Origin of the sequence: [Actinomadura] parvosata subsp. kistnae (genome assembly GCF_900323885.1) — a bacterium.
Taxonomy (GTDB): domain Bacteria; phylum Actinomycetota; class Actinomycetes; order Streptosporangiales; family Streptosporangiaceae; genus Nonomuraea; species Nonomuraea composti.
Genome location: NZ_OOHJ01000036.1, coordinates 104,467 through 130,055, shown reverse-complemented (window position 1 = coordinate 130,055; position 25,589 = coordinate 104,467). Strand labels below are relative to the sequence as shown.

The following is a 25,589-nucleotide window of genomic DNA, read 5'->3' as shown; positions in this document are numbered from 1 at the left end:
GGGCGCCCTCTCCGGCACAGTGAGCGACCACCAAAAAAGGACAGTGCACCATGCCGACCGCCCCTCCGATCCGGCTGGTTCTCGTGGAAGATCACGCCATGGTCGCGGAGGCCATCGGCCTGGCGCTGGGCAGGACGCCCGACATCGAGGTGGTGGCGCAGTCGGGCACCATCGCCGCCGCGCTGGCCGACGCGAGCAGGTGCCGGCCCGATGTGATCGTGCTGGACCGCCGGTTGCCGGATGGTGACGGGGTGGCGGCGATCGGGCGGTTCGCGGTGGCGGCGCCCGGTGCGCGGGTGCTGGTGCTGACCGGCGAGGCGACGGCGTCCGTGGCGGCGAGGGTGGTGGCCGCCGGTGGGGCCGGGCTGGTGGTGAAGTCGTCCCGGCTGGGTGAGCTGGAGACGGCGGTGCGGGAGGTGGCGGCGGGCGGTGTGGTGTTCGCGCCGGGGCTGCTGCCGGGTGTGCTGGACCGGCTGACCGGCCGTGCGGGGCATGTGGGTTCCGCGCTGACCGCTCGCGAGCGCGAGACGCTGCTGCTCCTGGCGGAGGGCGCCAGCACGTACGAGATCAGCGACCGCATGGGCGTGGCCCGCAACACGGCGCGCAACCACGTCCAGCACGTGCTGGAGAAGCTGGGCGCCCGCTCGAAGCTGGAGGCGGTGGCGCTGGCGCGCCGCGACGGATTGCTGGATTGACGCATTTGCACTAGTCCGGGTCCCACAAGTGCACCATGGGGCCTGAAGCGCTTGCGTCTCGTGACCTGCCAGGCCACTCCCCGAGAGTAGAGGCGTGGAAAGTGAGGAGGCCGAGCGTTACCAGGTGGACACCACGCTGCCCCAGGAAATGGGCAGTATCACGGTGGCGCGCCGCTTGGCGGGAACGGTCCTGCGGGAGTGCGGTTATCAGGGGCGTCACGAGGACGTCCTGCTGGTGGTCTCGGAGCTGGTGACGAACGCGCTCGTGCACGGCGACGGCCCGCCGTCGCTGCGCGTGCGGGCGAGCGTGGCCCGGGTGCGGATCGAGGTGGGCGACGCCGGGGTGGCGCTGCCGGAGACCCGCGAGCCTGGCCCGGCGAACGGCTGGGGGTTGCACGTGGTCCGGCTGCTGTCGACCGGCTGGGGCATCTCGCCGGCGGAGAGCGGCAAGGTGGTGTGGTGCGAGCTGGCCGCCCGGTTCGCCCCGATCCAGGTGACGCCGTCCGAGGCGTGAGGTCCGATGCGGGCCGCGCCGTCCGTGGCGTGAGGTCCGATGCAGGCCGCGCCGTCCGTGGCGTGAGGTCCGATGCAGGCCGCGCCGTCCGTGGCGTGAGGTCCGATGCAGGCCGCGCCGTCCGTGGCGTGAGGTCCGATGCGGGCCGCGCCGTCCGTGGCGTGAGGGAGACCGCGAGCAGGCCAGGCGGTCGTCGCTCTGCGTAGATCGGGTTTGGCTCTGCGGTCATGTCGTGCAAGGCTGCAATATGCCCGAGCATGACCAACCGCAGGAGGATATGCGGCTGCTCGTTCAGAGCATCCGTGACTACGCCATCTTCATGCTCGACCCCGACGGCGTGATCGTCAGCTGGAACGACGGCGCCGAACGTATCAAGGGATACACCGCCGGCGAGATCATCGGCACCCATTTCTCCGTCTTCTACCCGCCCGAGGCCGTGGCGGAGGGCAAGCCCGCCAGAGGTCTGCGGGAGGCGGCCGCCGAGGGCCGCTGGGAGGAGGAGGGCTGGCGGGTGCGCAAGGACGGCACCCGCTTCTGGGCCAGCGTCGTCATCACCGCCCTGTACGACGCGTCGGGCGGGCTGCGCGGGTTCGGCAAGGTGACGCGCGACCTGACCGAGCGGCGCAGCATGGCCAGGGCGCTGGACGAGCGCGGCCAGCTCCTGTCACGCCTGGTCCAGGCCCAGGAACACGAGCGCAAACGCATCGCGTCGGGCGTGCACGACGACACGATCCAGTCCATGGTGACCGTCGGGATGCGGCTGCGGATGTGGGAGCGCGAGCTGCCCGACGAGTACGCCGGCGTGGTGCAGGCGCTCGACTCCCTCGTGAACGACGCCGTCCGCCGGCTGCGCGAGCTGGCCTTCGAGCTGCGCCCGCCGGGCGACGGCCTGGTGGCGAGCCTGACCGCCTACCTGCGCGAGACCATGCCGGCCGACGGGGTGGCCTTCGAGCTGACCGACGACCTGGACGCCGAGCCGCCGTACGAGGCCGCCGTGATCGTCTACCGCATCTGCCAGGAGGCGCTGACGAACGTCCGCAAGCACGCGGGGGCGGAGCACGTGCGCGTGGAGCTGGCCTCGCGCGATCGCGGCGTGCACGTCCGGGTTCGCGACGACGGCGCCGGCCTGACCGTCAAGGACGGCGAGTCGATGCACTACGGGCTGGCCGAGATGCGGGAGCGGGCGGAGGCGGCCGGCGGGTGGTGGAGCATCGACGGCCCGCCGGGCGCGGGCACGACGGTGGAGTTCTGGATTCCCGCCGTCGCCCCCGCCTGATCAGCCGCCGATCAGGGCCAGGGCCTGGCGGGCGATCTCCCACTCCTCGTCGGTGGGGACGACCAGGACGGGCACCTCGGCATCGGGCGGGGACACCGCCCGCTCCCCGGTCGCGTCGGCCTCGTTGAGCGCGGCGTCCATGGCGATGCCGAGCCGCTCCAGCCCGGCCAGCGACTCGGCGCGGGTGGCGGCGTCGTGCTCGCCCACCCCGCCGGTGAAGACGATCGCGTCCACCCGGCCGAGCAGCGCGTAGAAGGCGCCGACGTACTTGCGGATGCGCCGCGTGTAGATCCGCAGCGCCAGCCGCGCGTCCGCGCCGTCACGCGCGCGGACCTCCCGCATGTCGCCGGTCCCGGCGAGGGCGAGCAGCCCGCTCTTGTGGCCGAGCGCGTCCTCGACGTGCTCGGCGTCCAGCCCTCGCACGCGGGCGAGGTACCCCGCCAGCCCCGGGTCCACGTCGCCGGAGCGGGTGCCCATGACCAGCCCTTCCAGCGGGGTCAGGCCCATGGAGGTGTCGACGCTGCGCCCGCCCGAGATGGCGGTGGCGCTGGCGCCGTTGCCCAGGTGCAGCACGATCAGGTTGAGGTCGGCCAGGTCGCGGCCGAGCACGGCGGCGGCGCGGCGGGAGACGTAGGCGCACGAGGTGCCGTGGAAGCCGAACCGGCGCACGCCCCACTCGCGCGGCACCGCGTACGTGTACGCCTCCGGCGGCAACGTGCGATGGAAGGCCGTGTCGAACACCGCCACCTGCGGCACGCCGGGGAACACCTTGGACGCCAGCCGGATCCCGGTCAGGTTGACCGGGTTGTGCAGCGGCGCGAGCGGCGCCAGCTCCTCGATGGCCGCGATGACGGCGTCGTCGATGAGCACCGCCTCGGCGAACCGGTCGCCGCCGTGCACGACGCGGTGCCCGACCGCGACCGGGGCCAGCTCGGGGCCCGCCGCCGCGAACGCCTCCAGCATCGCGTCCAGCCCCTCACCGTGGCCGGGGAAGGCGGCCTCCCGCTCGTACGGCGGCCCGTCGCCCGCATGATGGGTGAGCCGCCCAGAACGCTCGCCGATCCGCTCCACCAGCCCCCGCGCGGGCCGCCGCCCGGTCCGCACGTCCACCAGCTCGTACTTGATGGAGGACGAGCCGGTGTTCAGGACGAGGATGTGCCCGGCCATGTCCACGACCTGATGTCGGCGGGGTCCTCCCCGTGCTCGCGCGTGTACGCGCGGGCGCGCAGTCGCTCGTCGCTCATGCGCTGGCGCAGGTGCGCGGCCTTGCTGCCGAGCCCGGGCACCCGGTCGATCACGTCGATGACCAGGTGGAAGCGGTCGATGTCGTTCAGCATGCACATGTCGAACGGCGTCGTGGTCGTGCCTTCCTCCTTGTAGCCGCGCACGTGGATGTTGGCGTGGCCGTGCCGCCGGTAGGTGAGCTGGTGGATCAGCGACGGGTAGCCGTGGAAGTTGAAGATGATCGGCCGGTCCGTGGTGAACAGTGTGTCGAACTCGGCGTCCGGCATGCCGTGCGGATGCTCCGACGGCGGTTGCAGCCGCATGAGGTCGACCACGTTCACGACCCTGACCTTCAGCTCCGGCAGGTGCTCGCGCAGCAGCGCGGCGGCGGCCAGCGTCTCCAGGGTCGGCACGTCGCCGGCGCAGGCCAGCACGACGTCCGGCTCGGTGCCCTCGTCGGTGGACGCCCACGGCAGGATGCCCAGGCCGCGCGTGTTGTGGGCGATGGCCTCGTCCATGGTGAACACGTCGAGCACGGGCTGCTTGCCGGCCACGATCACGTTCACGTAGTCCCTGGAGCGCAGGCAGTGGTCGGCCACCGACAGCAGTGTGTTGGCGTCCGGCGGCAGGTAGACGCGCACCACGGACGCCTTCTTGTTGACGACGACGTCGAGGAAGCCCGGGTCCTGGTGGCTGAACCCGTTGTGGTCCTGCCGCCACACGTGCGACGACAGCAGGTACGTCAGCGACGCCACCGGCCGCCGCCACGAGATCTTCTGCGACGACTCCAGCCACTTGGCGTGCTGGTTGAACATGGCGTCCACGATGTGGATGAACGCCTCGTAACAGTTGAACAGGCCGTGCCGCCCGGTCAGCAGGTAGCCCTCCAGCCAGCCCTGGCACAGGTGCTCGCTCAGCACCTCCATGACGCGGCCCCCGCTGCCCAGGTTCTCGTCCGTGGGCAGCAGCTCGGCGTCCCAGGCGCGGTCGGTGACCTCGAACACCTCCGACAGCCGGTTCGAGGCCGTCTCGTCCGGGCCCATCAGCCGGAACGTGCGCGGGTTCGCGGCGATCACGTCCCGCAGGAGCCCGCCGAGCACGCGCGTCGGCTCGCTCTCGTGCTCCGCCGGCGCCTTCACCTCGACGGCGTGCCGGCGGAAGTCGGGCAGCCGCAGCGGCTCCAGCAGCTCGCCCCCGTTGGTGTGCGGGTTCGCGCTCATCCGGCGCGGGCCCTCCGGCACGGTCGCCAGGACGTCCTCGACCGGCTTGCCGTCGGAGCCGAACAGCTCCTCCGGCCGGTACGAGCGCATCCACTCCTCCAGCATGGCCAGGTGGGTGGGGTTCTCCCTGACGGTGGCCAGCGGCACCTGGTGGGCCCGCCAGGTGCCCTCGACCGGCTTGCCGTCCACCTCGCGCGGCCCCGTCCAGCCCTTCGGCGTGCGCAGGATGATCATCGGCAGCCGGTCGGCGTCGCCCGCCTTGTACGCGGCCAGCTCCTCGAACGCGGTGTCGAGCGTGCCCGCCATCTCCTCGTGGTCGGCGCCGACGAGGTGGGGGCGGTAGCCGTACCCCTCCATGAGCTTGATCAGCTCGTCGGTGGGGATCCTGGCCAGGACGGTCGGGTTGGCGATCTTGTAGCCGTTCAGGTGCAGGATGGGCAGCACCATGCCGTCGCGGCGGCGGTCCAGGAACTTGTTGGAGTGCCAGCTCGCGGCCAGCGGGCCGGTCTCGGCCTCGCCGTCGCCGATGACGCACGCCACGACCAGGTCGGGGTTGTCGAACGCGGCCCCGTACGCGTGCGCCAGCGCGTACCCCAGCTCGCCGCCCTCGTGGATGGAGCCCGGCGTCTCCGGCGCCACGTGGCTGGGCACGCCGCCGGGGAAGGAGAACTGGCGGAACAGCCGCCGCATGCCCTCCACGTCCTGCGACACGTCGGGGTACCGCTCGGTGTACGAGCCCTCCAGCCACGCGTGCGCCACGGCCGCGGGCCCGCCGTGCCCCGGGCCCGCGATGTAGATCATGTCCTGGTCCCGCTCGCGGATCACGCGGTTGAGGTGCGCGAAGCAGAAGTTCAGCCCCGGCGTCGTGCCCCAGTGGCCGAGCAGGCGCGGCTTGATGTGCTCAGGTCGCAGGGGTTCGGTGAGCAGCGGGTTGTCCAGCAGGTAGATCTGCCCGACGGACAGGTAGTTCGCCGCCCGCCAGTACGCGTCTATACGATCCATGCCCTTGCTGCTTCCTCGACAGAACGGGATGAATCCCCCCAACCATCTAAAGACTCGGCTCCGCCGTGCGCGGAATCAACCGCGGGGGGTAGGCAGTTACGGGACGATGGGACCAGGCATGATCGGTTTGGCGACGCGAGGAGGAAACGCGTGAACGGCGACATCACCCAGAGCCAGGAGTGGGCGGCCCTGGGCAAGCACCACGAGGAGCTGGCGGGCAGGCATCTGCGGGAGCTGTTCGCGCAGGATCCCGGCCGGGCCGCGCGCATGACGGTCACCGCGGGCGACCTCTACCTCGACTACGCCAAGCACCGCGCCACCGGCGAGACCATCGGCCTGCTGACCGCGCTGGCCGAGCGGGCGGGGCTGCGCGAGCGCATCGAGGCCATGTTCTCCGGCGAGCACATCAACGTCAGCGAGGACCGCGCCGTCCTGCACGTCGCGCTGCGCCTGCCGCGTGCCGCCGAGCTGGTCGTCGACGGCCAGAACGTCGTGGCCGACGTGCACGCCGTGCTCGACAGGATGAGCGCCTTCGCCGACCGCGTGCGCTCGAAGGAGTGGAAGGGCGCCACCGGCAAGCCCATCGAGACCGTCGTCAACATCGGCATCGGCGGCTCCGACCTCGGCCCCGCGATGGCCTACGAGGCGCTGCGCGACTACGCCGACGCCGGCATCACGGCCCGCTTCGTCTCCAACATCGACCCGGCCGACATCACCGGCAACCTCGCCGGCCTCGACCCCGCCACCACGCTGTTCGTGGTCAGCTCCAAGACGTTCACCACGCTCGAGACGCTCACCAACGCCAGGGTCGCGCGCCGCTGGCTGGTCGGCGCGCTCGGCGAGGACGCCGTCTCCAAGCACTTCGTGGCCGTCTCCACCAACGCCGCCAAGGTCGCGGAGTTCGGCATCGACACCGACAACATGTTCGGCTTCTGGGACTGGGTGGGCGGCCGCTACTCCTACGACGGCGCCATCGGCCTGTCCCTGATGATCGCCGTCGGGCCCGAGCGGTTCCGCGAGATGCTGGCCGGCTTCCACACCATCGACGAGCACTTCCGCACCGCCCCGTTCGAGGCCAACATGCCGGTGCTGATGGCCCTGCTCGGCATCTGGTACACCGACTTCTTCGGCGCCGAGACCCGCGCCGTCCTGCCCTACAGCCAGCGGCTGCACCGCTTCCCCGCCTACCTGCAGCAGCTCACGATGGAGTCCAACGGCAAGTCCGTGCGCGCCGACGGCACCCCCGTCACCGCCAAGACCGGCGAGATCTTCTGGGGCGAGCCGGGCACCAACGGGCAGCACGCCTTCTACCAGCTCCTCCACCAGGGCACCCGGCTCGTCCCGGCCGACTTCATCGGCTTCGCCGAGCCCCACGAAGACCGCGAGGGCATGCACGACCAGCTCACCGCCAACCTGTTCGCCCAGACGACGGCGCTGGCGTTCGGCAAGACCGCCGACGAGATCGCCGCCGAGGGCACCGCGGCCGAGATCGTCCCGCACAAGGTCATGCCGGGCAACCGCCCCACCTCCACGATCCTCGCCCCCAAGCTCACCCCGTCCACGCTCGGCCAGCTCGTCGCCCTCTACGAGCACATCGTGTTCGTCGAGGGCACGATCTGGGGCATCGACTCCTTCGACCAGTGGGGCGTCGAGCTGGGCAAGAAGATGGCGCTCGACCTGGCGCCCGCGCTGACCTCCGAAGAGCCACCCACCACGTTCCCCGACACCTCCACCGAGCAGCTCGTCCGCAAATACCGGGAGCTGCGCGGCCGGCGGGTCTGATAGGAGGCATGACATGGAGCAGGCGGGCGCGCTCGTCCTGTTCGGCATCACGGGCGACCTCGCGCGCAAGATGCTGCTGCCCGCTCTCTACCGGCTGACGGCCGACAGCCGGCTCGACCTGCCGGTCATCGGCGTGGCCAAGACCGACCTCGACCTCGACGGGCTGCGCGAGCATGCCCGCGAGGCGTGCGGCGGCGTGCACGACGCGGCGTTCGAGAAGCTGGCCGGCAACCTGCGGCTGGTGGCCGGCGACTACCGCGACCCCGGCACGTTCGAGCGGCTGCGCGCGGAGACCGAGGGCAAGGGCTTCCTCGTCCACTACCTCGCCGTGCCGCCGGCGCTGTTCGCCGCGGTCGCCGAGGGGCTGGCCGGAGCCGGGCTCAACGACAACGCCCGGCTCGTGGTGGAGAAGCCGTTCGGGCACGACCTGAATTCGGCGCGCGAGCTCAACGGCGAGCTGCTGCGCCACTTCGACGAAGACCACCTGCGCAGGGTCGACCACTTCCTCGGCAAGGAGCCGGTCGAAGACCTCATGGTGTTCCGCTTCGCCAACATGCTGCTGGAGCCGATCTGGAACCGCTCGCACATCCGCAGCGTGCAGATCACCATGGCCGAAGACTTCGACGTGCGCGACCGCGGCGCCTTCTACGACGCCAACGGCACCGTCCGCGACGTCGTTCAAAACCACCTGCTGCAGCTCCTCGCCATCCTCGCGATGGACCCGCCGCCGTCCACCGACGCCCGGGCCCAGCTCGACGAGAAGTGGCGGGTGCTGCGCGCCGTCCAGGCCATCGACCCCGCCGACGTCGTCCGCGGCCAGTACACCGGCTACCTCGACACCGACGGCGTGCGCCCCGGCTCCACCACCGAGACCTACGTCGCGCTGCGCGCCTACATCGACAACTGGCGCTGGGCCGGGGTGCCGTGGTGCATCCGTTCCGGCAAGGCCCTGCCGACCACCGACCTGGAGGTCGTCGCGGAGCTGCGCCGGCCGCCGGTGACCATGTTCGCCAACGGCGACGCGCCCGAGAGCCCCAACCTCATCCGGTTCCGGCTGCAGCCCGACGCCGGGGTGACGTTCGACCTGCTGGCCAAGGAGCCGGGCAAGCAGCACGCCCGGCCGGTGCCGGTCAGCGTCGACTTCACCAAGGTGCTCGGGCCGATGGAGGCCGCCTACGAGCGCATCCTCCTCGACGCGGTCAGCGGCGATCCGCGCAGGTTCGCCAGGTTCGACCTGGTGGAGGAGTCGTGGCGGATCGTGCAGCCGGTGCTCGACATGAAGGAGGCGCCGCTGCCGTACGAGAAGGGGTCCTGGGGGCCCGAGCCGGCCGCGGAGATCGCGCCGGGCGGGTGGCACGAGATCTCCACGACGTTCGACTGACCGGGAGCCGTTCGACGGGGCGGCCTTCCGGGGCGACGATGGGGAGATGGACATCATGGAACTGGTGGAGAAGTCGAAGGACGCCGCGACCGTCAAGCGCGTCTTCGGCGAGCCGATCCAGCACGGCGACGTCGTCGTCATCCCCGTCGCCAGGGTCGCCCAAGGGGGCGGCGGAGGCCAGGGCCAGGGCAAGAGCGAGAAGGGTGAGGAGGGAGGAGGCAGCGGCGGCGGCTTCGGGTTCGGGGCGACGCCGGCGGGCGTGTACGTGCTCAAGGACAACGACGCCCACTGGCGGCCGGCCGTCGACGTCAACCGCATCGTCATCGGAGGGCAGATCGTGGCGGTCGTGCTGCTGCTGACCCTGCGGACGATCTTCAAGAAGCGGCGCCGCAGGCGCTGACGCTCCCGTGCTGATCGATCTGCTCGACGACGCCGGGCTGCCCGGCCGCGCCTTCCTGCTGCCCGGCTCCAACGTGCCGGTCCGGCTGGCCAGGCTGGGCTGCTCGGCCACGCTCGTCCGCTTCCCGCCCGGCTGGGAACGCGCCGAGCGCGGCCACTACCTGGCCGGGGAGGAGTTCGTCCTGCTGTCGGGCGAGCTGCGGGTGTCGGGCATCACGTACCTGCCGGGGCAGCACGGCTGGCTGCCCGCCGGCACGCTGCGCCACTCGTGCGCGGCCCCGCACGGCGCGCTCGCGTTCACCGCCTTCGCGGGCCAGGCCACCTGGGTACGCAGCGACCGCGACGAGCCCGACGGCCCCGCGCAGCGCACGCCCCTGGAGAGCGTCGTCATCCCGCGCGGCGGCCTGCCGCTCACCCCGCACTCCGCCCTGCTCGACACCCCGATCCCGCTCGACCGCACCGCCGAGGTGATCACGGTGCCGACATGGACCTGGGAGCGGTCCGCCTTGATCCCCGAGGGGCGGGTGCTCGTAAGGTGGACCCCATGACGGCTATGGCGCAGATCGCGGCTTTCGGTGGAGTGGTGATGCTCGGGGCGATGTCGCCCGGGCCAGACTTCGCGGTGGTGGTCCGCCGCTCGGCGGTCTCGGGCCGCGGGCACGGCATGGCGGCCGCCGCCGGCATCGCGGTCGGCGTGTTCGCCTGGGTGGTGGCCGCGGCCACCGGCGTGGCGGCGCTGCTGGCCGCCTCGGCCATGGCGTTCACGGTGGTGAAGGTGGTCGGCGCCGCGTACCTGCTCTACCTCGGGGTCAAGTCGCTGCGGGCGGCCTGGCGCGGCGGCGGGGCGCTGCGGCTCGACGTGCCCGACCCGGGCGGGCGCGGCTCGTGGGCGGCGTTCAGCGAGGGGCTGCTGACGAACGTGCTCAACCCGAAGGCGGCGCTGTTCTTCGTGGCGCTGGTGCCGCAGTTCCTCGGCTCCGGCGCCTCGGTGCCGGCGCTGTCGGCGGTGGCGCTGGCCGGGACCGCCGTGTGGTTCCTGACGGTGGCGAACGTGGTGGGCGCGCTGCGCAAGGTGTTCGCCAAGTCCGCCGTCCGCCGGGCCGTGGACGGCCTGACGGGCGCCGCCCTCATCGGCCTCGGCATCAAACTGGCCACTTCCACCCGTCCTTGAGATCAGGAGACGGTCACCCCTAGCAGGTGCCCCAGCCCGAACGTGACCGTGGCCGCCCCCACACCCAGGGCGAGCTGGCGCAGGCCGCCCAGCCACCACGGCCGCGCGGTCATCACCGCGACCGCGGCCCCGAACCCGAACAACGCCACCACGCTCAGCACCAGCGCCACCATCAGCCCCGACGCCCCGAACAGGAACGGCGCCAGCGGCACCAGCGCCCCCGCCGAGAACGCGCCGAACGACGACGCGGCGGCCACATAGGGGGAGGGCAGGTCGTCCATGTCGACGCCCAGCTCCTCGCGCACGTGCACCCGCAACGCCTGCTCGGGGTCGGCCGACAGCCCGGCGGCCACCCGCTCGGCCAGCTCGGGCTCGAGCCCCCGCGCGCGGTACAGCGCCGCCAGCTCGGCCTGCTCACCCTCGGGGTTGCGCGCCAGCTCCCGCCGCTCGACGGCGATCTCGGCGCGCATCAGCTCGGTCTGCGACTTCACGGACGTGTACTCGCCGGCCGCCATGGAGCAGGCCCCGGCGATCAGCCCGGCGAACCCGGCCAGCACCGCCCCCTGCCCGGCCCCGGCCGCGCCCACCACCCCGGCGATCAACGCGAAGTTGGACACGAGCCCGTCCATCGCCCCGAAAACGGCCGGCCGCAACCAGCCACCGGTGACGTCCCGGTGGCTGTGGTGCTGCTCTGGGGATTCCGGCCGGACCAGCTCGATGGTCATCAAACCCTCCACAATTACGGATCTCTCGTTCAAAAGGTGGCATATCGAACGAAGGTTCGCAACGAAGGAAAGGCTTGCCTGAGCTGCAAGGATTCACGTGCTGTGATGGGCCGGTCCCGGAATGACGTCGTCGCTGCGGCGCCGGGTCCGGCGGCGCCACAGCGACACGCGCGACGTGGTCAGGCGTGGATCGGGGTGGTGATCGTGACGGGTGTCTCGGTGGGCTGGTCGCCGCGGATCAGGGCCGAGCACTCGTTGATCGTCTCTTCCAGGAGCTCCCGCAGCAACGCGTCGGGGTCGGGGATGCACGCCTGCACGATCCCCACCACCGCCAGCTGCACCGCGTTGGGGGCGGCGTAGCGGCGGAAGCCCTTCTCGGTGATGCGGGCCGCGCGGCTGAAGCGTCTGGCCTGGTCGGCGGCGTGCGGCACCTCTTCCAGTGCGCGGCGGCTGCGCTCGCTGAGGCGGCCCGACGGGGCGCCGTCGAGGCGGGCCAGCATCTCCTCGGCCGCCAGCACCGACACGGCCAGGGCGAGCTGGCGTTCGGCGGCCGCGACCGGCAGGGCGGTGGTGGCGCAGCGGAGCGCGATCTGCGCGTCCACGCGCAGGTCGTCGCTGGCCAGGCCGATGATGGAGGGCACGAGCCGCACGAGCTTGGCCCGGCTCTCGTCGCTGGTGTTGTCGTTGACCAGGCGGGCCAGGGCGGCCAGCAGCGGGTGGGTGCAGGCCGGATGGTCGCTCCAGCGCTCGCCGGCCAGGTAGGAGGCCAGCTCCATGAAACAGGCACCGCGCTTCGGGTTGCGATGCCTGCCGCGGGAAAGGACCGGCATGTGATCAAGGTGATTGTCCACGGGTGCTCCACTGCTCCACGCGATCGCCGTCGTTCCAGCGCCGTTCATCCAGTTTGCGCCGGAGTGCGGCCTAATGCCAGTGATGCGGGGTGTTCTTGATGAGGGTTCCCCCTACCCGCCCGCGTCACACCCACACCCGACGAAGACGGCGGCGGTGCGGGCCGGGACGGTGAGCGTGCCTGTGGCGGGGTCGAAGGCCGACGTGCGGACGATCGGGTCGTCCGAGCCCGCCTGTACGGGGTGCAGCGTCACCTGCCGCCCCGCCAGCTCCGGCATCGGCTGCGTGGCCGGCGACGGGGTCGCGTTGAGGACGACCGTGACCGACGCCCAGCGCGGGTCGAGCCCCTCGGTGTCCACGTGCATGGTGATCATGCCCTCCGGGGAGGCGGGGAACGTCAGCCGACGCCGTACCTCGTCGAAGGAGCCGAGCGCGAACGCCGGCGACGACGCCCTGATCCGCAGCAGCTCGCCGTAGCGGGCGCGGGCGGAGGTGATCGCGGCGCAGCCGGGCCGCAGGGCCGGGTCGGCGAGCAGCGGGCGGGCGTACGGCCACCGGGCCTCGTTGTCGGCGCGGGGCGGCAGGCCCGCGCCGAAGCCGTTGCCCCGCGCGCAGTCCCACAGCAGCCGGTTGAACCAGTCGCCGGAGTCGTAGGAGTTGCGGTCGAGCGACTTCGAGCGCAGCCGCTCCGTGCCCGCGTGCACGAACGTCGCCCCCTGGGCGAGGACCGCCGCGGCCAGCGACAGCGTGTGCATGCGGACCCGGTCGTCCATCGGGGTGTCCCGCGGCAGCTTGTACGCCAGCGCGTCGAACAGCGTCTCGTTGTCGTGCGCGTCCACGTACGTCACGGCCTCGCCGGGCGCGGCGGTGTACCCGGCGGGCGAGCCGTTGTAGTCGAGCTCCGAGCCCTTGCGCCCGGACGGCAGCACGTAGTCGCGCAGGTTCCCCGTCAGGCCGAGCCTGATCAGGTCGCAGGAGTGGGCCAGCCGCGCCCGCTGCTGCTCGGGCGTGCCGTTGGCGGGCGAGCCGTTGTGGTCGCCCGCGAGCCCGGAGCCGAAGCCCTGCACGCGCGGGTCGGCGTCGAACGGGGTGCCGCCGCGCACCGCGTCCCGCAGCCGGTCGGTGAACGTGGCGATGCCGGTGCCCGCGAGGTTCGCCTGGGTGGCCTGCTCGAAGCGGGCGCCGTCGGCGACCTCGCCGAAGTTCCAGCCCTCGCCGTACAGGATGATCGACCTGCCGTCCACGCCGTCGTCGGCGAGGGTGAGCGCGTCGAGCGCGCGGCGGACGGCGAGCAGGTTCGCCTTCGGGTGGTGGCCCATGAGGTCGAAGCGGAAGCCGTCGATCCGGTAGTGCCTGGCCCAGGTGACGACCGAGTCCACCACGAGCCGGCCCATCATCAGGTGCTCCGGCGCGGTGTTGGCGCAGCAGGTGGAGTCGGCCACGCGGCCGTCGCCGAGGAGCCGGTGGTAGTAGCCGGGCACGATCGGGCCGAGCACGCCGGTGGAGTGCGTGTGGTTGTAGACCACGTCCATGATCACGAGCAGGCCGGCGCGGTGGAGCGCGGCGACCATGCCGCGGAACTCCTGGACGCGCCGGTCGGGGTCGGTCGCGTACGAGCCCTCCGGCACCGTGTAGTGCAGCGGGTCGTACCCCCAGTTGAAGGAGTCGGTGGCGGCCGTGCGCGCCACGCACTCCTGCTGCTCGTCGGAGTCGGGCGGCAGCGCGGCCAGGTCGCAGGACGGCTCGACGCGGTCGGCGGCGCGCTCGGGCACGGTGGCGAAGTCGAACACGGGCAGCAGGTGCACGTGCGTGATCCCGTCGGCGGCCAGGGCGCGCAGCTCGCGCATCCCCTGGCCGTCCTCGTGCTGGAAGGCCGCGTACGTGCCGCGTAGCGCGGCGGGCACGGTGGCGTCGGAGGCGGAGAAGTCGCGCACGTGCAGCTCGTAGATCGCGGCCCGCTCCAGCGGCACGGCGGCCGGCCTGGCCGGCGGGTCCCAGCCGGGCGGCCGGTGCCCGGGGGCGCCGAGGTCGGTGAGCCTGCTGCGCGCCCCGCCGGGGGTGACGTCCACGCTGTACGGGTCGGTGACCTCGTTCGTCACGATCGCGCCGGCCTCGGGGGAGTAGACGGTGACGAGGTAGGTGTACTCGCGGCCGAGCCACGACGGCAGCCCGCGGATCGACCACACCCCGCTCTCGTCGTCGCGCCGCATCGGGTGCACCGTGCGCTCGCCGGAGTCGTACAGGGCCAGCTCGACCTTCCGCGCGGTCGGCGCCCACACCGCCAGCGAAGGCTCCGGCCGCCAGGAGGGGTCCATCGCCGGCGAGGGCGCGCCGAGCTGGGATGGGCCCGGCGCCGGTGAGGGCGCGGCGTGCCAGGACGGGCCGAGCGGGGCGGTGGCGGCCTCGGCGTACAGGTCGTCGAGCACTCCGGGGAGCTGCACGCCGGTCGCCTCCACCAGCGCGCCCCCGTCGTCCCGCCGCACGGCGACGACCTGGCCGCGCAGCGCGTCGCGGACGAGCCCGGCGTCGCGCGGGTCCACCTTCAGCGCGGGGTGCGCGGCCAGGTGCGGCCACGCGCGCCGCTGCTCCTCGCTGAGCGTGCCGGGCGCGAGCCGGATGAGCCGCGGGTCGCCGGTCAGGTCGCCGCCGTCGCAGGTGATGCCGCCGTCGGGGCTCCAGGCGAGGAAGTGCCGCCGGGACGGCTCCGCCTGCGGCCAGACGACGGTGTCCCGGTCGATCCAGCAGGCCCTGGCCTCGCGAAGACCGCCGCCCGGCGCGTCACCGTTGTGCGTCATCTCGCTCAGGCTCTTCGCCCCCTCGGACCCGGCTCCCACGCTCATGGTTCCCGCCCCGGCGCCCGGTGATGCGCGGCGGCCGTACCCGGCCGATCTTTGCAAGCCTTCAGGAAATTTCCGAAAGCGGGTAAACCGCATCCTGGCGGGCGGGGCAGCTGACGTGCGGGCGTCCAGCGTTCACAATGGGGCGCGGCCTCGCGTGCGGAGCCGTGAGCAGCGCAAACGCCGACAAGCGCGGGGATTTCGGCGGGGAAGGATCAAATGTAACAACTTGCGGAAACCTTTCGCCGCCATCTGGAGATGGGCGTCACGTCGGCGTAACCTCCGGCTTACTCCGACCTCCGACCGAGCTGTGAGGAGAAGGACATGCGACGATTCTTACCGTTCGCGGCGGCCGTGGCGTGCGTCCTGGCGGTCTCCGCCTGTGGCGGCGGCGGGGGTGGGACCGCCGCGCCCCCCACGCAGGTCTCCGACCCGTCGAAGGTGAGCGGCGAGGTGACGTGGTGGGACACGACGCGTCCCGACAGCGAGGGGCCGACGTTCCAGGCGTTGATCAAGGAGTTCCAGGCGAAGTACCCGCAGGTCAAGGTCAACTATGTGAACGTGCCCTCGGACCAGGCGCAGAACCAGTTCCAGACGGCCGCCCAGGCCGGCAGCGGCGCCCCCGACGTGATCCGGTCGGAGGTGGCGTGGACGTCACAGTTCGCGTCGCTGGGCTACCTGCAGCCGCTCGACGGCACCCGCGCCGTCGACAAGCCTGACGACTTCCTGCCGGGGCCGCTGAGCAGCACCAAGTTCAACGGCAAGACGTACGCGGTGCCGCAGGTCACCGACACGCTCGCGCTGATCTACAACAAGCGCCTGCTGAAGGAGGCCGGGCACGAGGAGCCGCCCAGGACGATCGCCGAGCTGAAGCAGACCGCGCTCGACGTCAAGGCCAAGACCGGCGCCGCGGGCCTGGCGCTGAACGTCGACTCCTACTTCCTGCTGCCCTTCATGTACGGCGAGGGCGGCGACCTGCTCGACGTGGCCAACAAGAAGATCGTGGTCAACTCCCCGGCGAACGTGAAGGCCATGGAGACCGTGGCCGACCTGATCAGCTCGGGCGCCGCGCCCAAGCCCGCCACCACCGAGAGCTACGCCAACGCCATGACCGCGCTCAAGGAGGGCAAGGCGGCCATGATCTACAACGGGCCGTGGGCGCTGTCGGAGATCTACCAGGGCAAGGAGTTCAAGGACAAGAAGAACCTGGGCATCGCGCCGGTCCCGGCGGGCTCGGTCAAGGCGGCGGCACCCACCGGCGGCTGGAACCTGGCCATCTACGCCGGCTCCAAGAACATCCCGGCCGCGTACGAGTTCGTGCGCTTCATGACCACCACCGAGGCGCAGGCGAAGATCGCCAAGGAGATCAGCCTGCTGCCCACCCGCACCTCCGCCTACGCCGATCCGGACGTGCAGGGCAACCCGGACGTCGCGGTGTTCAAGCCGATCATGGACACGGCGGTGCCGCGCCCCTGGATCCCCGAGGGCGGCCAGCTCTTCCAGCCGCTGCTGGAGGGCTACCAGGCGCTGGTCGGCGGCAAGTCGGGCCCCGCGGACATGCTCAAAGGCGTCGACGAGCAGTATCGCGGGATCATGAAGGACTGGAGCTGACCGGTGACGGTCTCGACCCGTAAGGCGGCGGCCACGGGTGAGGTCACCCGCGGCCGCCGCGCGCGGCGGCGCTCGGCCGGCGCCCACTGGTACGCCTGGGCGATGGTGGCGCCCGTGCTCGTGGTGATGCTGGTGCTGATCGGCTGGCCGCTGGCGCGCGGCGTCTACCTGTCGCTGACGGACGCCACCGAGGCCAACATCGGCCGCACCATCGGCGTGAACGTCATCCCCTCCACCTACGAGTTCGTCGGCCTGGAGAACTACGCGCGGATCCTGACCAGCGGCCTGTTCTGGGACAAGCTGCTGTGGACGGTCATCTGGACGGTGGTCTGCGTCGCCCTGCACTACGGCATCGGCCTGGGCCTGGCCGTGATGCTCAACCGCCGCCTGCGCTTCCGCTCGGTCTACCGGGTGCTGCTGATCCTGCCGTGGGCGGTGCCCGCGTTCGTGGCCGCCTTCATCTGGCGCTACCTCTACAACAGCGACTACGGCGTGATCAACGGCTTCCTCAAGCTGGCCGGGCTGGGCGGCGTCGGCTGGCTGGACGACCCCACCACGGCGAAGATCGCGGTCATCGCGGTGAACGTGTGGATCGGCGTGCCGTTCATGATGGTCGCCCTGCTCGGCGGGCTGCAGTCGATCCCGGCCGAGCTGTACGAGGCGGCCGAGGTGGACGGCGCGAGCGCCTGGCAGCGGTTCAGGGCGATCACGCTGCCGGGGTTGAGCCAGGTGTCGAGCACGGTCGTGCTGCTCGGCACGATCTGGACGTTCAACATGTTCCCGATCATCTTCCTGGTCACGCGGGGCGGCCCGGGCAGCGAGACGGAGATCCTGGTCACCTATGCCTTCCGCGAGGCGTTCACCGGGATCCGCGACTACTCCGGGTCGGCGGCCTGGGGTGTGATCATCCTGGCCATGCTGGTGGTGCTGGCCGTCGGCTACCGGCGTACCCTCCGCGGTGAAGGAGGCCCGTGGTGAGCGCGCGAACGCGGCGGCGCGGCGAGCGCGGCCCGCTGGCCTCCGCCGGCCTGCACGCGGGGCTGCTGCTGGCCGTGGCCGTGTCCCTGTTCCCGGTCGTGTGGCTGGTGCTGACCTCGCTCAAGCCGCGCGACGGCTGGCTGTCGGCCGAGCTGCGCCTGTTCGACCACCCCTCGCTGGACAACTACACGCGGGTGCTGACGCAGACCGAGTTCCCGCGCTGGCTGCTCAACAGCGTGCTGACGGCCGGGCTGACCATGGTGCTGGGCGTGTTCCTCGCGGCCACCACCGGGTACGCGGTCAGCCGGTTCCGCTTCCCCGGCCACCGGTCGGTGATGTGGCTGCTGCTGATCACGCAGATGTTCCCGGTGGCCATCCTCATCGTGCCGCTGTACAACCTGATGGCCGGGCTCGGGCTGCTGAACCAGATCCCGGGCCTGATGATCGCGTACATGACGATCGCGGTGCCGTTCTGCGCGTGGATGATGAAGAGCTACTTCGACACCGTGCCCATCGAGATCGACCAGGCCGGGATGGTCGACGGGCTGACGCCGTTCGGCACGTTCTGGCGGGTGGTGCTGCCGCTGTCGCGGCCGGGCATCGCGGTGACCGCGTTCTACTGCTTCATGACCGCCTGGGGCGAGGTCGGCTACGCCACCGTGTTCATGTCGCAGGAGGACAAGCGCACGCTCGGGGTGGGGCTGCAGCAGTTCATCGGCCAGCACTGGTCCGACTGGGGGCTGATGACGGCTTCTGCGGTGCTCATCGCCATCCCGGCGGGCGTGGTGTTCCTGCTGGTGCAGCGGCACCTGATCACCGGGCTCACGGCCGGCGCGACGAAGTCCTGAGCTGGAGGTAATCGAACAGTCACTTTGCGTAATCGGGGTTGACGCAGGATCCTGGTGACGTGGACGGATTCCTGGACGAGACCCGCGGGGGCGTGACCGAGCTGCGCGTGCACGGCGTCTCCGGCACGCCCCCGGCCGGCACGCTCGACCATCCGCACCCCCGGCTCGTCGCGGGCGACGGCACCACCGGGTTCTACCGGCGCTGGTGGGCGGGCGGGCCGCCGTCCGGCCCGCACGCCGACGTGCCCGGCGTGCGGCGGCGCGAGGCGTACGCGTGGGGCAACCTCACCTCCGGCGGCCGGGCCATCGCGCTGTGGCTGCTCCTGCTGCCGTTCTCGCTGGCGAACCTGTCCTACTTCATGCTGCCCAGGCCCGCGCGCGGCGTGCGGCTGCGGCACGTGACCGAGGCGGCGCAGCGGCTGTTCGGGCTGCTGCTCACCGGCACGCTCGTCGGGGCCGTCACCCGGGCCGCCGTCGATCTCGTCGGCTGGCAGTGCACCGCGGCCGGCCGGGCCTGCACCTACGACACGGCGCCGTGGTGGGTGCGCTGGCTGGGCGAGCTGTGGGGCGACGAGCCGTCCAGACGGCTGGCCGTCACCGCGCTGGTGCCGCTGCTGGTCGTGGTGCTGCTGTGGGGGCTGGCCCGGCGCACCTGGCTGCGCGACGAGCGCGCGGCGCCACCCGCGACCGGCGCGCACGGCACGACACCGCCGGGGGCCGGGGCGGGCGGCGCGGCGGCGCCGGGAGCCGATGCGGCGCCGCCGAAGCCGGGGCGCGCGGCCCGGCCCTGCTGGCGCGGTCGAGGATGTGGCACGGGGCCGCGCCCGTGTGGCGGCTGCGGGTCGTGCACGTCGCCTTCTCGATCGCCTCCATCGCCGCGGCCGTCGCGGCGCCGTTCGCCGGCACGGCCACCGGGCTCGCGCTGACCGTGGCCGACGCGGGCGTGATGCTCGCCGCCGCCGTGCTGGCCACCCTCCCGGGGATCGCCCGCAGGCTCGACCCGCACACCGGACAGCGCACGCCCGGGTGGCTGACGGCCGCCTGCCACGTGCTGCGGGTGGCCGCGCCGCTGGCGTTCCTCGCCACGATCGGCGCGGCCCTGGCGGGGATGCCCGCCCGTACGGACGGCACACGCGCCTGGTGGCTGCCCGGCATCGGCATTGGAGCGTTCCAATACGCGGTCACCGTCGGGCTGGGCGCGTTCACCCTGGTCACCACGTTCGTGCTGGCCCGCATGGAGCGGCCGCGGGAGCGGCGGGCGCTGGGCGGGCTGGCCGCTTGGGTGGTGCTGATGGTGGCGGCGGGCAGCGCCAACGTGATGGCGCTCGGCCTGCTGTTCTGGACCGCCGGGTTCTTCGGCGTGCCCGCCGGCCCGTCCGCGCCGGGGCCGGTCGGCGGCAAGCTGTTCCTCGACGAGCCCGTCTGGTGGACGGCCGGGCTCGTGCCGCTGCTCCTGGCCGGGCTCGTGCTCGTGGCGGTCGCGCTGTGGCTGATCGCGCGGGCGCAGGCGCGGCGGCTGGCGCCGGAGCTCAAGCCGTACTATCTCGAACGCGACGACGCCCGGGTGGTCGCGCGCACGTGGGCGCTGGCCGGGCTGACCGACCGCGCCGGGCTCGTGCTGGGCGTGCTGACCGGCATCGGGGTCGCCGGGTCCGCCGCCGCGAGCGCCGGCTACTGGCTGGGGCTGTTCACGCCCGACGGCGGGCCGGCCGGGCTGCTCGCCACCGCCGGGAGCTGGGCCATGGTGGCGGTCGTGGTGGCGCTGGTGGCGGTCGGGCGGCGCACGTACAGTGACACGCGGCTGCGCAGGACGGTCGGCATCCTGTGGGACATCTGCACGTTCTGGCCGCGCGCCGTCCACCCCTTGTCGCCGCCCTGCTACACCGAGAGGGTCGTCCCCGAGCTCATGGCCCGCGTCGGCGTGCTCGCCCCCACCGATCGCGACCAGGTCGTGCTGTCCGGGCACAGCCAGGGCAGCGTGCTCGTGGCCGCCCTGGTGCCGCAGCTCGGCGACGTGCTGCGGGCCCGGGTGCGGCTGCTCACTCACGGCTCGCCGCTGCGCCGCCTGTACGCGCCGTTCTTCCCCGCCTACTTCGGCGACGCCGGGCTGTCCGCCGTACGGGAGCGGGTGAGCTGGTGCAACCTGTACCGGCTGAGCGACCCGATCGGCGGGCCCGTCTTCCGGCGGGTCGATCCGCTGGCGGGCGGGGAGCGCGACGCGGTCGACCGGTTCTGCTGGGATCCGGCGCGGCCGGGGCCGGGCGAGCCGCTGCCGGAGACGCGATGGCACTCCGGCTACTGGCTCGAACCGTCCTATGACACGGCGCTGGCCGGGCTCGTCTCGGTCAAACCCGCCGCCTGAGCGGGTTCACCACACGAGGTGGAGCCGCTCGGGGGCGCGGTGGATGAGCGTGGCCGCCATGGTGACGTCCTCGCCGGCCAGGCGCAGGCCGGGCAGCTCGCGCACGAGCAGCTCCAGCGTGATCCTGAGCTGCTCGCGGGCCAGCAGCGCGCCCGGGCAGCCGTGCACCCCGTGCCCGAACGACAGGTGCCGCACCGGCTCCCGCGTGATGTCGAACGTGTCCGGCCGGTCGAACACCGTCGCGTCCCGCCCCGCCGAGCCGAACGAGACGAACACCGTCTCGCCCGCGGCCAGCTTCGTGCCCGACAGGGTCAGCGGCCGGGTGACCGTGCGGCGGAAGCCCTGCACCGGCGCCTCGTACCTGGCCGCCTCCTCGATCGCGGCCGGCACCAGGTCGGGCCGCGCGCGCAGCAGCTCCCACTGGCGGCGGTCGCGCAGCAGGTGGTGCACGACGGTGCCGAGCAGCGCCGTCGTGGTGAGGTGGCCGGCGAGCAGCAGGTTCTCGGTGTTCGAGACGACCTCGTTCGGGTCGGTGAGGGCGCGGGCCAGGTCGCCGGCGAGGTTGTCCCTGGCCAGTGAGGCGCGGGCGTGGCGGTCCAGCAGGTGCCGCAGGGCGGCCACCTCGCGGGCGGCGGCGACCTGCTCGTCCTCGGGCATGGGGGTGAACAGCAGCTCCTCGGCGCGGTGCCCGGCCCGCACGGCGCCGGGCACGTCGGCCGGGTCGAGGCCGAGCAGGTGGCCGATGACGGCGGCGGGCAGGGGCCTGGCGTAGGCGGCCATCCACTCGGCCTGTCCCGCCCGGGCGAACGAGGCGAGCAGGCCGGCCGCCGTGGTGCGGACGAAGGGGAGCGCCGCCGCCACCCGGGCGGGGGACAGGCCCCTGGTCAACGGCTTGCGGTAGCGGGTGTGCGCTTCGCCGTCGGTGCTCAGCACCACCGGCGCCCCGCCGGGCGCGCCGGCCAGCTCCGCGAACGCGCGCGGGCCCGGCAGCACGTCGGGGCGCAGGGCGCCCTGGGAGGAGAAGTCGCCGGGCCTGCTCAGCACCTCGCGCACGTCGGCGTACCGGGCGACCAGCCAGGCGTCCAGCTCGTCGGAGAAAGTCAGGCCGGGAGCCGCGCGGGCCCGGGCGTAGACGGGATACGGGTCGCGGTAGAGCGCCTCTCGATCCACGTCCCCATCGTGGGACGCGAGGCGGGAGGCGGACAAGATCTGAAATTATCTTTTAGTTCACCCTTAAGTCTTGAAAGTTATATCCATGGGCGATTGAGTTCGGTCGTGCAGACCCTCCGATTGCTGGCCGCCGCCGCGCTCGTGTTAGGCCCCATGGCCCTCAGCGCGCCCGCGCAGGCCGATCCCGCCCCTCCCGCAGAGGACGCGCTGGAGACGGCGTCGTCCTACCCGGCCGCCTCCACGCTGCTCGCCCCGACCGCCGCCGTGCCGCAGCGGCTGGAGACGGCCAAGAAGACCCGGCCGGTGGCGCCGGGCATCTCGCTGACCTCGTTCGACACCTACGACGCGCTCGGCTGGCTGCGCGCGGACGCCATGACCGCCGACCTCGGCAGCGCGAAGGCCGACTACGTCTTCTCCGGCGAGGTGTCCAAGACCGAGCCGCTGTCCGGGCCCGCGAAGCGCTCGCGCGCGGTCGCGGCCGTCAACGGCGACTTCTTCGACATCAACAACTCCGGCGCCGCCCAGGGCATCGGCGTGCAGAACGGCACGCTGATCCAGTCGCCGGTGTCCGGGCACGAGAACGCCGTCGCCATCGACGGCGACGGGCTCGGCCGCGTGCTCAAGATGTACTTCGAGGGCACCGCCACCCCGGCCGGAGGCGCGCCGGTCAAGCTCACCCAGTTCAACCAGATCGTCCAGCGCGACGGCGTGGGGCTGTTCACGCCGCTCTGGGGCTCCTACACGCGGGCCCGCGCCGTCGAGGGCGCCACGTCCGTCGCCGAGGTCGTGCTGGTGAACGGCGTCGTCTCCGAGGTACGCGGCTCGGCCGGCACCGGCCCGATCCCCGCCGGCACCACCATCCTGCTCGGCCGCGACGCCGGCGCCGCCGCCCTGTCGGCCCTGAAGCCCGGCGACAAGGTGGACGTGGCCTACCAGCCGAAACCCTCCGAGGGCGGCCCGGTCAAGGCCGCCGTGGGCGGCAACCAGCTGCTCGTCAAGGACGGCGTCGTCCAGAACTCGACCGACACGGCCGCCCACCCGCGCACCGCGGTCGGCTTCTCGGCGGACGGCAGGAAGATGTACCTGCTGACCGTGGACGGCCGCCAGGCCGACAGCCGCGGCGTCACGCTGAACGAGCTGGCCGCCATGATGGTGGACCTCGGCGCCGCCAACGCGCTGAACCTCGACGGCGGCGGCTCCTCGACCATGCTGGCCCGCGAGCCCGGCTCCGCCGACGTGCAGGTGGAGAACAGCCCGTCCGACGGCGGCGAGCGGCACGTGCCCAACGGCCTGGCGCTCTACGCGCCCGAGGGCAGCGGCAAGCTCAAGGGCTTCTGGCTGGAGACCGCCAGCGACCCGGCCAGGGCGCCCGGCGTCGGGCCCGTCGTCGGCGGCCGCCCCGACCGCGTCTTCCCCGGCCTGACCAGGCGGCTGACCGCCGCCGGCTACGACGAGACGTACGGCCCGGCGGCCGGCACCCCGTCGTGGCGGGCGAACCCGGCCGTGCACGGCGTCATCCGCGACGGCCGCTTCCACGCCCTGGTGCCCGGCACCACCACCGTCACCGCCTCGCGCGGCCAGGCCAAGGGCACGATCGAGCTGACCGTGCTGCAGCCGCTGGCGCGGCTCGGCGCCACCGCCGACCGGCTCGGCATGGCCGGCGAGGGCGGCACCGCCACGTTCGGCGTCGTCGGTTACGACCGCAACGGCAACTCCGCGCCCATCGAGCCGGGTGACCTCACGCTCGACTACGACAAGAGCCTGTTCGAGGTCACCGCCGCCGAGCACGGCTCTTTCACGGTCAAGGCGAAGCGGGCCACCGGCTCCGGCCTGATCACCGCCAAGGTCGGCACGATCAGCACCGCCGTGCCGGTGACGGTCGGGTTCGAGTCGAAGCCGGTCGCCGACTTCGAGGACGCCGCCTCCTGGACGTTCGCCGCCGCCCGCGCCACCGGCTCGCTGTCGGCGGCCCCCGGGCAGAGCGGGGGCGGGCTCAAGCTGTCCTACGACTTCACCACCTCCACCGCCACGCGGGCCGCCTACGCCAGCCCGCCGCAGCAGATCGTGGTCGAGGGGCAGCCGCAGGCGTTCGGGCTGTGGATCAACTCCACCGGCAAGGGCGAGTGGCCGAGCCTGGAGTTCTACGACGCGCTCGGGCAGTCGCAGATCCTGCGCGGCCCATACATGACGTGGACCGGCTGGAAGTACGTCGAGTTCACCGTGCCTCCCGGCGTGAACTACCCGCTGAAGTTGCGGCGCTTCTACGTGGCCGAGACCAAGGCCGACGTGAAGTACACCAACGAGATCCTCATCGACGGGCTGGTCGCCAAGGTGCCGCCGTCGGTCTCGGCCCCGGCGGCGCCGAAGGTGGCCGACCCCGTGGTCAGGAACGAGGTGGCGGGGATGCCGTGGCGGTTCGCGGTCATGTCGGACGCGCAGTTCGTGGCCAGGGACCCGGACAGCGACATCGTGAGGAACGCGCGCCGCACCCTCCGGGAGATCAAGGCCGCCCGGCCGGACTTCCTGGTGATCAACGGTGACCTGGTGGACGAGGCGTCGCCGGAGGACTTCGCGCTGGCGAAGAAGATCCTCGACGAAGAGCTCGGCGGAACGGTGAAATATCACTACGTTCCGGGCAACCATGAGGTCATGGGCGGCAAGATCGACAACTTCCGGGCCGTCTTCGGCGACACGTACCAGACCTTCGACCACAAGGGCACCCGCTTCATCACTCTCGACACCTCCCGCCTCACCCTCAGAGGCGGCGGCTACGAGCAGGTCGCCCGGCTGCGCTCCCTCCTGGACGACGCGGCGGAGAACGGCTCGATCGGGTCCGTCGCCGTCCTGTTCCACGTGCCGCCGCGCGACCCCACGCCCGGCAAGGGCAGCCAGCTCGGCGACCGCAAGGAGGCCGCGCTCGTCGAGGGCTGGCTGGCCGACTTCCAGCGCACCACCGGCAAGGGCGCCGCGTTCATCGGGGCGCACGTCGGGACCTTCCACGCCGAGCACGTGGACGCGGTGCCGTACGTCATCAACGGCAACTCCGGCAAGAACCCCGCCACCGCCCCCGACGACGGCGGGTTCACCGGCTGGTCGCTGTGGGGCGTCGACCCCGTGACCCGCGCCGAGGCCGAGCACGTCAAGCGCAACTGGTTCGCCGACGCGCCCGACTGGATCGGCACCCAGGTGCGCCCGCACGTGGACGACCTCACCCTCACCGCCCCCGCCACCGTCGCGGTCGGCACGCCCGCCCCGGTCACGGCCTCGGTCAAGCAGGGCACCCGCACGGTGCCCGCCGCCTACCCGGTGTCGGCCACCTGGTCCGGCTCCCCGAACCTGCACGTCGGCCCGCGCAAGACGGCCAAGCCCTGGCACGTCGCCGTCCTCGACCCCGAGTCCGGCACGCTGACGGCGCTGCGGCCCGGCCAGGTGACGGTGGCCGTCACGGTCAGCGGCGTCACCGAGCGGGCCCAGGTGGCGCTGACCGCCAAGGCCGCCGCCTGACGCTCTTTCACCAGGCCCCGCGTTCCCGCGCGGGGCCTTCG

At 72.5% G+C, this 25,589-nt stretch carries 20 protein-coding genes; 14 read left to right on the top strand and 6 right to left on the bottom strand.

The features are described 5' to 3' along the window. The first annotated feature begins 50 nt into the window (after nucleotides 1-50). The 3 genes from KIS93_RS62780 (at nucleotide 51) to KIS93_RS62770 (ending at nucleotide 2,485) form a co-directional block, all read left to right on the top strand. Nucleotides 51-695 carry a response regulator transcription factor gene (locus tag KIS93_RS62780; RefSeq protein ID WP_080040456.1) on the top strand — a complete coding sequence of 215 codons (645 nt, stop codon included), beginning with the start codon at nucleotides 51-53 and terminating at the stop codon, nucleotides 693-695. 94 nt (nucleotides 696-789) lie between these two features. Further along, nucleotides 790-1,209, top strand: a complete 420-nt coding sequence (locus KIS93_RS62775; protein WP_080040455.1) for an ATP-binding protein — start codon at nucleotides 790-792, stop codon at nucleotides 1,207-1,209. Nucleotides 1,210-1,486: 277 nt separating this feature from the next. After that, nucleotides 1,487-2,485 (top strand): PAS domain-containing sensor histidine kinase, encoded by a 999-nt coding sequence (locus KIS93_RS62770; protein ID WP_230466344.1) that lies wholly within the window; start codon nucleotides 1,487-1,489, stop codon nucleotides 2,483-2,485. Here KIS93_RS62770 and KIS93_RS62765 read toward each other — a convergent pair whose 3' ends face one another. Together KIS93_RS62765 and KIS93_RS62760 are read right to left on the bottom strand one after the other, a co-directional pair. Next, on the bottom strand, nucleotides 2,486-3,652 hold the full coding sequence (locus tag KIS93_RS62765; protein WP_080040453.1) for an acetate/propionate family kinase: 1,167 nt from the start codon (nucleotides 3,650-3,652) through the stop codon (nucleotides 2,486-2,488). It abuts the gene before it with no gap. Then, on the bottom strand, nucleotides 3,628-5,931 hold the full coding sequence (locus KIS93_RS62760) for a phosphoketolase family protein (RefSeq protein WP_080040452.1): 2,304 nt from the start codon (nucleotides 5,929-5,931) through the stop codon (nucleotides 3,628-3,630). Before KIS93_RS62760 ends, KIS93_RS62765 begins: the two co-directional genes overlap by 25 nt. A 150-nt stretch (nucleotides 5,932-6,081) precedes the next feature. On the opposite strand from KIS93_RS62760, the gene pgi reads away from it, so the two are divergent. Genes pgi through KIS93_RS62735 form a run of 5 tightly spaced genes read left to right on the top strand, consistent with a single transcriptional unit; the run spans nucleotide 6,082 to nucleotide 10,664 of the window. Continuing rightward, on the top strand, nucleotides 6,082-7,713 hold the full coding sequence (gene pgi / locus KIS93_RS62755) for a glucose-6-phosphate isomerase (protein ID WP_080040451.1): 1,632 nt from the start codon (nucleotides 6,082-6,084) through the stop codon (nucleotides 7,711-7,713). A gap of 13 nt (nucleotides 7,714-7,726) precedes the next feature. Next, nucleotides 7,727-9,094, top strand: coding sequence for a glucose-6-phosphate dehydrogenase (gene zwf, locus KIS93_RS62750; protein ID WP_080040450.1), 1,368 nt, complete (start codon nucleotides 7,727-7,729; stop codon nucleotides 9,092-9,094). Between the two features lie 46 nt (nucleotides 9,095-9,140). Further along, entirely contained in the window at nucleotides 9,141-9,494 is a 354-nt protein-coding gene (locus tag KIS93_RS62745; RefSeq protein ID WP_080040449.1) for a GerW family sporulation protein, read from the top strand. 7 nt (nucleotides 9,495-9,501) lie between these two features. Next, nucleotides 9,502-10,041 (top strand): hypothetical protein, encoded by a 540-nt coding sequence (locus KIS93_RS62740; protein ID WP_080040448.1) that lies wholly within the window; start codon nucleotides 9,502-9,504, stop codon nucleotides 10,039-10,041. Next, nucleotides 10,038-10,664, top strand: coding sequence for a LysE family translocator (locus tag KIS93_RS62735; RefSeq protein WP_080046940.1), 627 nt, complete (start codon nucleotides 10,038-10,040; stop codon nucleotides 10,662-10,664). Before KIS93_RS62740 ends, KIS93_RS62735 begins: the two co-directional genes overlap by 4 nt. A gap of 2 nt (nucleotides 10,665-10,666) precedes the next feature. Here the strand turns inward: KIS93_RS62735 and KIS93_RS62730 are convergent, their stop codons facing one another. From KIS93_RS62730 to pulA, 3 genes are all read right to left on the bottom strand, one after another. After that, entirely contained in the window at nucleotides 10,667-11,389 is a 723-nt protein-coding gene (locus KIS93_RS62730) for a VIT1/CCC1 transporter family protein (protein WP_080040447.1), read from the bottom strand. Between the two features lie 179 nt (nucleotides 11,390-11,568). Then, the gene (locus KIS93_RS62725) at nucleotides 11,569-12,219 is read right to left on the bottom strand and encodes a hypothetical protein (protein ID WP_230466343.1); all 651 of its coding nucleotides are present in this window, start codon (nucleotides 12,217-12,219) and stop codon (nucleotides 11,569-11,571) included. Between the two features lie 132 nt (nucleotides 12,220-12,351). Next, nucleotides 12,352-15,033, bottom strand: a complete 2,682-nt coding sequence (gene pulA / locus KIS93_RS62720; RefSeq protein ID WP_230466342.1) for a pullulanase-type alpha-1,6-glucosidase — start codon at nucleotides 15,031-15,033, stop codon at nucleotides 12,352-12,354. 366 nt (nucleotides 15,034-15,399) lie between these two features. Here pulA and KIS93_RS62715 point away from each other — a divergent pair, with 366 nt between their 5' ends. From KIS93_RS62715 to KIS93_RS62695, 5 genes are read left to right on the top strand one after another with little or no spacing between them, the layout of a single operon-like run. Beyond that, nucleotides 15,400-16,686 (top strand): extracellular solute-binding protein, encoded by a 1,287-nt coding sequence (locus tag KIS93_RS62715; protein ID WP_080040444.1) that lies wholly within the window; start codon nucleotides 15,400-15,402, stop codon nucleotides 16,684-16,686. Between the two features lie 3 nt (nucleotides 16,687-16,689). Then, a complete protein-coding gene (locus KIS93_RS62710; RefSeq protein WP_080040443.1) occupies nucleotides 16,690-17,664 on the top strand; it encodes a carbohydrate ABC transporter permease in 975 nt (324 codons plus the stop codon). After that, on the top strand, nucleotides 17,661-18,512 hold the full coding sequence (locus KIS93_RS62705; protein WP_230466341.1) for a sugar ABC transporter permease: 852 nt from the start codon (nucleotides 17,661-17,663) through the stop codon (nucleotides 18,510-18,512). Before KIS93_RS62710 ends, KIS93_RS62705 begins: the two co-directional genes overlap by 4 nt. Before the next feature lie 59 nt (nucleotides 18,513-18,571). Next, nucleotides 18,572-19,438: a hypothetical protein gene (locus KIS93_RS62700; RefSeq protein WP_186405199.1), complete on the top strand. Its 867-nt coding sequence runs from the start codon at nucleotides 18,572-18,574 to the stop codon at nucleotides 19,436-19,438. Next, on the top strand, nucleotides 19,339-20,874 hold the full coding sequence (locus KIS93_RS62695; protein WP_186405198.1) for a hypothetical protein: 1,536 nt from the start codon (nucleotides 19,339-19,341) through the stop codon (nucleotides 20,872-20,874). The genes KIS93_RS62700 and KIS93_RS62695 overlap by 100 nt, the downstream gene beginning before the upstream one ends. Before the next feature lie 6 nt (nucleotides 20,875-20,880). On the opposite strand, the gene KIS93_RS62690 is transcribed toward KIS93_RS62695, so the two are convergent. Next, entirely contained in the window at nucleotides 20,881-22,044 is a 1,164-nt protein-coding gene (locus KIS93_RS62690) for a cytochrome P450 (protein ID WP_080040440.1), read from the bottom strand. Between the two features lie 105 nt (nucleotides 22,045-22,149). Between KIS93_RS62690 and KIS93_RS62685 the strand changes: the two genes are divergently transcribed. Continuing rightward, nucleotides 22,150-25,548, top strand: a complete 3,399-nt coding sequence (locus tag KIS93_RS62685) for a phosphodiester glycosidase family protein (protein ID WP_230466340.1) — start codon at nucleotides 22,150-22,152, stop codon at nucleotides 25,546-25,548. The last annotated feature ends 41 nt before the right edge of the window (nucleotides 25,549-25,589 follow it).

What these genes read in the sequence shown, in the direction of transcription:
- KIS93_RS62735 (WP_080046940.1), top strand. Translation starts at nt 10,038, where the DNA reads ATGACGGCTATGGCGCAGATCGCGGCTTTCGGTGGAGTGGTGATGCTC.
- KIS93_RS62780 (WP_080040456.1), top strand. Translation starts at nt 51, where the DNA reads ATGCCGACCGCCCCTCCGATCCGGCTGGTTCTCGTGGAAGATCACGCC.
- zwf (WP_080040450.1), top strand. Translation starts at nt 7,727, where the DNA reads ATGGAGCAGGCGGGCGCGCTCGTCCTGTTCGGCATCACGGGCGACCTC.
- KIS93_RS62715 (WP_080040444.1), top strand. Translation starts at nt 15,400, where the DNA reads ATGCGACGATTCTTACCGTTCGCGGCGGCCGTGGCGTGCGTCCTGGCG.
- KIS93_RS62770 (WP_230466344.1), top strand. Translation starts at nt 1,487, where the DNA reads ATGCGGCTGCTCGTTCAGAGCATCCGTGACTACGCCATCTTCATGCTC.
- pulA (WP_230466342.1), bottom strand. Translation starts at nt 15,033, where the DNA reads ATGACGCACAACGGTGACGCGCCGGGCGGCGGTCTTCGCGAGGCCAGG.
- KIS93_RS62765 (WP_080040453.1), bottom strand. Translation starts at nt 3,652, where the DNA reads ATGGCCGGGCACATCCTCGTCCTGAACACCGGCTCGTCCTCCATCAAG.
- KIS93_RS62745 (WP_080040449.1), top strand. Translation starts at nt 9,141, where the DNA reads ATGGACATCATGGAACTGGTGGAGAAGTCGAAGGACGCCGCGACCGTC.
- KIS93_RS62730 (WP_080040447.1), bottom strand. Translation starts at nt 11,389, where the DNA reads ATGACCATCGAGCTGGTCCGGCCGGAATCCCCAGAGCAGCACCACAGC.
- KIS93_RS62725 (WP_230466343.1), bottom strand. Translation starts at nt 12,219, where the DNA reads ATGCCGGTCCTTTCCCGCGGCAGGCATCGCAACCCGAAGCGCGGTGCC.
- KIS93_RS62760 (WP_080040452.1), bottom strand. Translation starts at nt 5,931, where the DNA reads ATGGATCGTATAGACGCGTACTGGCGGGCGGCGAACTACCTGTCCGTC.